Annotated in this window: 4 protein-coding genes and 1 pseudogene; 2 read left to right on the top strand and 3 right to left on the bottom strand. The window is 36.9% G+C overall.

The annotated features are described in order from the left end of the window. Positions 1 to 141: 141 nt before the first annotated feature. From H6A34_RS13465 to H6A34_RS15075, 3 genes are all read right to left on the bottom strand, one after another. The gene (locus H6A34_RS13465; RefSeq protein ID WP_205105938.1) at positions 142 to 2277 is read right to left on the bottom strand and encodes a hypothetical protein; all 2136 of its coding nucleotides are present in this window, start codon (positions 2275 to 2277) and stop codon (positions 142 to 144) included. Positions 2278 to 2794: 517 nt separating this feature from the next. Continuing rightward, on the bottom strand, positions 2795 to 3526 hold the full coding sequence (locus H6A34_RS13460) for a tyrosine-type recombinase/integrase (RefSeq protein ID WP_239480890.1): 732 nt from the start codon (positions 3524 to 3526) through the stop codon (positions 2795 to 2797). After that, the gene (locus H6A34_RS15075) at positions 3493 to 3837 is read right to left on the bottom strand and encodes an Arm DNA-binding domain-containing protein (protein WP_239480889.1); all 345 of its coding nucleotides are present in this window, start codon (positions 3835 to 3837) and stop codon (positions 3493 to 3495) included. The genes H6A34_RS13460 and H6A34_RS15075 overlap by 34 nt, the downstream gene beginning before the upstream one ends. A gap of 954 nt (positions 3838 to 4791) precedes the next feature. On the opposite strand from H6A34_RS15075, the gene H6A34_RS13455 reads away from it, so the two are divergent. Continuing rightward, positions 4792 to 5553: a type IV toxin-antitoxin system AbiEi family antitoxin gene (locus H6A34_RS13455; RefSeq protein ID WP_205105937.1), complete on the top strand. Its 762-nt coding sequence runs from the start codon at positions 4792 to 4794 to the stop codon at positions 5551 to 5553. Further along, positions 5546 to 5681 (top strand): annotated as a pseudogene (locus tag H6A34_RS15555) (nucleotidyl transferase AbiEii/AbiGii toxin family protein); the annotation flags it as partial. The gene H6A34_RS13455 and the pseudogene H6A34_RS15555, both read left to right, overlap by 8 nt.

Here is a 5681-nt window from a genome sequence, read left to right as displayed (position 1 = left end):
GAATGAAAACCGCTTGCTTATTATCGCCTTAGAAAAAGATATGGTAACGCGAGTTTCGGAATATACGGCACATCGTCGAAATGAATATGTAATCAACATTTCTGACTTAACGAAACGAGTGTAGTCATCATGCAATGTTGACTATACAATTTTTTCCAATTTCTCCAAGAAAATTTTATTACGGAGTTTTGCTCTTTTAAGTATATCAGAATACTTAATAATTTCAGTGTAAAGGTTTCCAGTAGGCCTACCAAAACGACCAGGCACATCGTAATTGGGACGGAATAGATATTTCAAATAAGCTGCCTCTTTGAATGCTGATTCTGCTTCTTGGATATAATCATAATTTATATTCTCACCTATCAGGTAACCATAAAATGCATGTATCTGTAAAGAATCATCAGATAAATTATTTATCATCATTGCATATTTATTAATCTGCGATAGGTACATAGAAACCTCCACGTCAGGAGCTTTGAATTCTATAATAATACATTTCCCCTCTTCTGGATAAAGCAGAATATCAGGTCTTCTAATTCCTGTATCGATTTCACCTCCATCCATATTATGTCTAACTTTGAATGCCCTTTCTTCATCGGTCAATTCTTCTTTTAGCAATTTTACGCCATTAACTTCTATTTTGTCCAATTGCTTCTCAGAACAGCCATTGAATAAAAGATATTGGTCATCCAATAACCAAATATCACTGGATTCGGTATCAACTGAATGTTGCTGAAAAATTAAGTTGTGCAATAAAGCTTCATCAACACGCCCCTTTTCATTTACACATTCCAATTCCTTGCTAAGAATCATATCAAAAATTTCAATAACAAGTTTACGACGTGCTATATATTTGGTAAGGTTCGTTCTGTTCTGTTGAGGAACAAGTTTTACAAAAGAAATTACTTGTTCTGTCAGTTTGACTTGATAATCTTGATTTGCTGGTGATAATGATTTTAGTTGTTCATATTGCGCTTTTATTCTTGCATCCCTTTTTGCAACCAATTCCATATCCGCCCTATATATGGCTGCAAGAATTTGTTCGTCAGAATCTGATGTTTTTATTTTCTTACGTAAACTCACTATACGGTTTTCGTCTATTAAAAACATTTGCTTCAACTCATCCAAATTTTTTAAAGCATCATTTTTCCTTGCTTGAAATTCGGGATAAACAGAATTAATCTTTTCATTCGTTTCTTCTTTAATTTTATCGACAAGAATACACTCCTCTGGGAATAATTCTCCTTGCTTTTTAAATTCAGATTCTTTGATAAGATGTAAGTTCCCTCTTAAATCATCCTCTATAGAGTCAAAGTAATTTCCCCGAAGAAGGAACATATATCTGTTACCATCAATAGAATCATCTGCCTGTAAAGAATCTATAGATACCTCTTGTGCAATCGCTCCATTGCTAACAAAATATATACAGTTCTTTTTTAATTGCTCTTGCGATTGTACGAATGATAAGAGTGTAAAATGTTCGCAATTTAAGCTATCGACCACTTTCTTATTTTCCAATTTGCTATAATGGACATCCAATGGTTCTGTTTTATCTGGATTGGGTATATCCTCTTTTTTAATGAAAATTGGTTCTAACTTCTTACCATTTTCATACCGCTCTATTATAATTTGGGGCAAATGTTCTTTGCTTTCACAAAATCTTGAGAGAAAATGAATTATGAGTTCATTTTTTACATCAAAAGGTGTAATTTTATTAAAAAAACCTCCATCATTCTTTTCATCAATAGGATTTATAAAGGTTACTAAAGTTCCATACTCTGAAGAGGAGGTTAGTTCTGCAGAGTCTTTTCGTAAAATAGCATTCTCACGTAAAAAAGCATCTTTCTTCGAAAGTACTAAAACTATACGCTCATGTTCTCCGTTTGTCTTTTCATAAATGCTCTCGAAAATAGTTTCATTAAAGAAATGGAGAAATTGTACTCTACCAGTTCCCTTATTTAGAGCACTTTTACTATTATCACGCAAATTCACAATACGCTCAAAACTTTTTTCATTTATGCCTAAGCCATTATCATAAATCTCTATTTTATCCAACGTACATGATTTATGCTCTTCTTCATTAAACATACCTGATGTATAATGAAAAGTAATTACAATCTTGCTATTTTGCAAATGCTCAGCTGTAAACCTCTCAAATATGGCTTCCCATGCATTAGTAAAGGCCTCAAAAATAGGCTGCATGGGATTTCTGCTTTTATGTATAGATTTCAATTCATTGGCATATATAATACCATGAGCTTTTATATATTCTGGCATATGGCAAATTTTTTGAGATATGAATATTACGTGGCAAATTTAAAGATTTTCTCTTAAAATCTATCTCCGTGTGGTGATAAATGTACTAACAAAAGTTAAACAACAGAAAGACAATAAATGTGCCCATTTTTGATAATTGGAGTTGCGTTTTACTTTCAGAATATAAAAGTATTTCAACTGATACATAAACAAATCGTTGCACATGAGAGCCAAATGCGCCTATTATTGGCAGAAAATGCGATTAACATATCTTAGTCATTTTATCACCAGACAGAGAAATCTATCCTGAACTCCTCTTTTTATTAGTTATTAGGGCAGTATTAATCCTTTCGATTTGGAAGATTGAAATATAATCCGTACTTTTGCATATAGCTAATCACCCAACTTCAAAGCGATGAAGAATACAGAAGTTAGCACGTTACAAATCCATTACCTATCTTCAAAACAGACTCTCATAATGAGTTGATAAATAATGATTTGTATTCAGAAAGAATAGTTGTTTCTAAATCGTTACCTGCTAAGCTGGCAATCTTTGTAAGTTCTTTGTTTTCAATGAGTAAGAAGGAATGATATGTCTTCCTGAATGGAAACTGATTCGCTTTGCTATCCCTGCTTTCATGCACCAGTCCCTTATTGTCGAGTTCGTCACGTGCGGCGAATGAATCCAATCGAATACGTTGTCGTCAGGCTTGCCACGCTCTCCCATAAGCTCGACGGCTTCCGGGGCGAGGTCGAGATATTCAAGCCCGTTTGTCTTTTTCTGATTGAAAATAATCCGTGTGAAATTATCCTGCGTGTACACGTCTTTCCATTTGAGCCGCTCGATGTCGCTCCGGCGCAGACCTGTCAGGCACGAAAGCAGGAACGCCCGTTTGACGGACGGGTAATGGCATTCCGTCTGGGCGAGCATCCGTACCTCGTCTATCGTGAAGTACATTCGTTTCCCCTCTTCCGCTTTTATGCCCTCAATGCCCCGTATAGGGTTGTACGCTATTATCCGCTCGTCGTATGCTTGGTTACAACAGGCTCGCAGCTTGTTGAAATAGGAAACCTTACTGTTCCGGGCGAGCGGTCTGTCCTTTACACGTTCCCGGCTATCTTCCGACCATGCACATGCCTCGTTTTCGAGGTAGTTCTTGAAGCCCAGCACAAAATCATGGTCGATGTCTTTCCATTTTAATTGTTTCAGTTTCGGACAGTATTTGAGCAGATGTTTCAGGCAGGAGTTCCAATTCCCCCAATTCCCCATCGTGTCGTCTTTGAAACGCTCTTTGCACATCGCCACATAATACTCGTAGAAATTGCTGTCCTCCTTGAAAGGGGATTGAAGCCGTACTCGCTGTTCTGAAGTTCGACGAGCCTTTTGCCCCGGATGGCTTCGGCGAGCTTCATTGTCTCTTGGTTCTTGTGTTTGTCCGTCCGGCTTGTTTCGGGGATAAGATAGAGTTTAAGGTACTCATACGACTTCTGCCCGTTCAGATAGATGTCGAGGTAAATGGAGTATAGCCCTGTCGGGGTTTTCCGCTTTCTCAATCGGATAGGTTCTTTTGATTGTGCCATAAATTTGTTGCTTTTTGTTGCTCTAACTATTCGAGCAACAAAATAACAACAAAAAAACGACAAATCAAATACAACTTGTGCAAAATAGTCCTATTTTTCAAACAGCACCTAAACCGTTGGTATATCGTGTGTTATTTCGCATAAGTTGTATCCTTTTTGTATCTGAATTGACATGGTGAAAATTGCGGTCATTTTCCGACGCAGAATCTACTTCCCTATGCAGAAGTTACTATTTGCAAATATAAGTCGCTGATAATCAGCGTATATTCCTCCAATTATGGGGGACAGATACTATGCCGAGGGACGAAGGAGGGACGGAAAATATACAAGAATCTGCAAATGAAGTTGCCGTCAAAAATAAAATATACAAACATCTGCAAAGACGTTTTTCCAGTTCTTTGTATATTCACATTCGTTAACACGTATTTTTGCAGATTCTTGCAATCGCTGAAAATGGTGTGAAAGAGTAACCTTCAATTTTAGCTTCTTTAGGTACATTTATCTTTGCAGTTCTTTGTATATCTTTGTAATCTGACGAAAAATCGGAGTTTTTTTAAACTAAAAATCGTGTTGTTAAAAAGTGTTGGTTCTCATTTGTCTTAGCCTATAATGTGTTATTCCTTTTCTTTTAATCTTTGATCTTGACCATTCGGCATGACATTAATAGTAGTCGGAAGATAAATGGTTTAGTTTAGGTTATAGATATTTAATATGGGATTAAACTAAACCAAGCCCAGAAATTGATTCGGACTATCGCCCTTTTTTATTTTGATGGCAATTGTATCTCTGCTTATAGTTTTTGCACGTTTTTTACTCCCAAATTCACTAAAAACGCGAATTTGAGAATAAATTTCTATAAAAATCGCCGTTATTTGAGGAAAATGTTTGGTTGAACAAAATAAAAAAAGCTATATTTGCAACAAATTTATGCTGGTATTCATAAAATAAACGAAGATGGCTACAAAAATACAGCAAATATTAGAGACGGCGCCCAATGAATCAGTCTTGTTCGGTTCGTGGCTTTCAAGTCATGGATTGGATGCTCGTGGTCAGTATGCTTATATGAAAAGAGGATGGCTTGACCGTATATCGAAGGGTGTTTATAAGATACACGGGACAGAACCAAGCCTATTTGCTGCTGTATCGTCATACAACACGCAACTTAGTAAGAGTTGTGTTGTAGGTGCATATACAGCTTTGGAACTCCGCGGATACTCCCATTACTTGTCAATGGGGAAGCCTAAGGCTTATCTTTTTACTGACAAAAGTAATAAGTTGCCTTCGTGGTTACTAAAAGAGGAGTGGGATATGACTATAAAATACATGACTACATCTTTTCTGGGTGATGAGCTGTTGGGAGTAGAAGCCATGACTATCAATCAACATGAATTGCTTGTGTCATCTCCAGAGCGTGCCATGTTGGAGTGTCTGAACTTGCCGGATGCATCTTCATCTTTGCTCGATATCTATTATGTCATGGAGGGCTTAACTACATTACGTCCCAAGATGGTTCAGACATTATTGGAGGCATGCACCTCTCAGAAAGTGAAACGCCTGTTCCTCTATATGGCAGAAAAGGCTGGTCACTCCTGGTATAAGGCTTTGAAACTGGAAAATGTCAATCTTGGCACATCTAGGTTTATGATAACGTCAACAGGAAAGTACATTAATAAGTATAATATGACAATCTCAAAAGAACTTGCAGAATATGAATGATATAAGATCAAATGTTTATGCGCAGAAGGTTGAGTTGCTACTCCGTCTCATTCCGATTGTGATGGAAGAGGATGTGTTTGCCATACATGGTGGTACTGCCATCAATCTGTTCTTGAAGGATTTGCCTC

The organism is Marseilla massiliensis, assembly GCF_016899855.1.
In the GTDB taxonomy this organism is placed as follows: domain Bacteria; phylum Bacteroidota; class Bacteroidia; order Bacteroidales; family Bacteroidaceae; genus Prevotella.
Note: the sequence above shows the minus strand (reverse complement) of the source record. Positions and strands in the feature narration are given on the sequence as shown.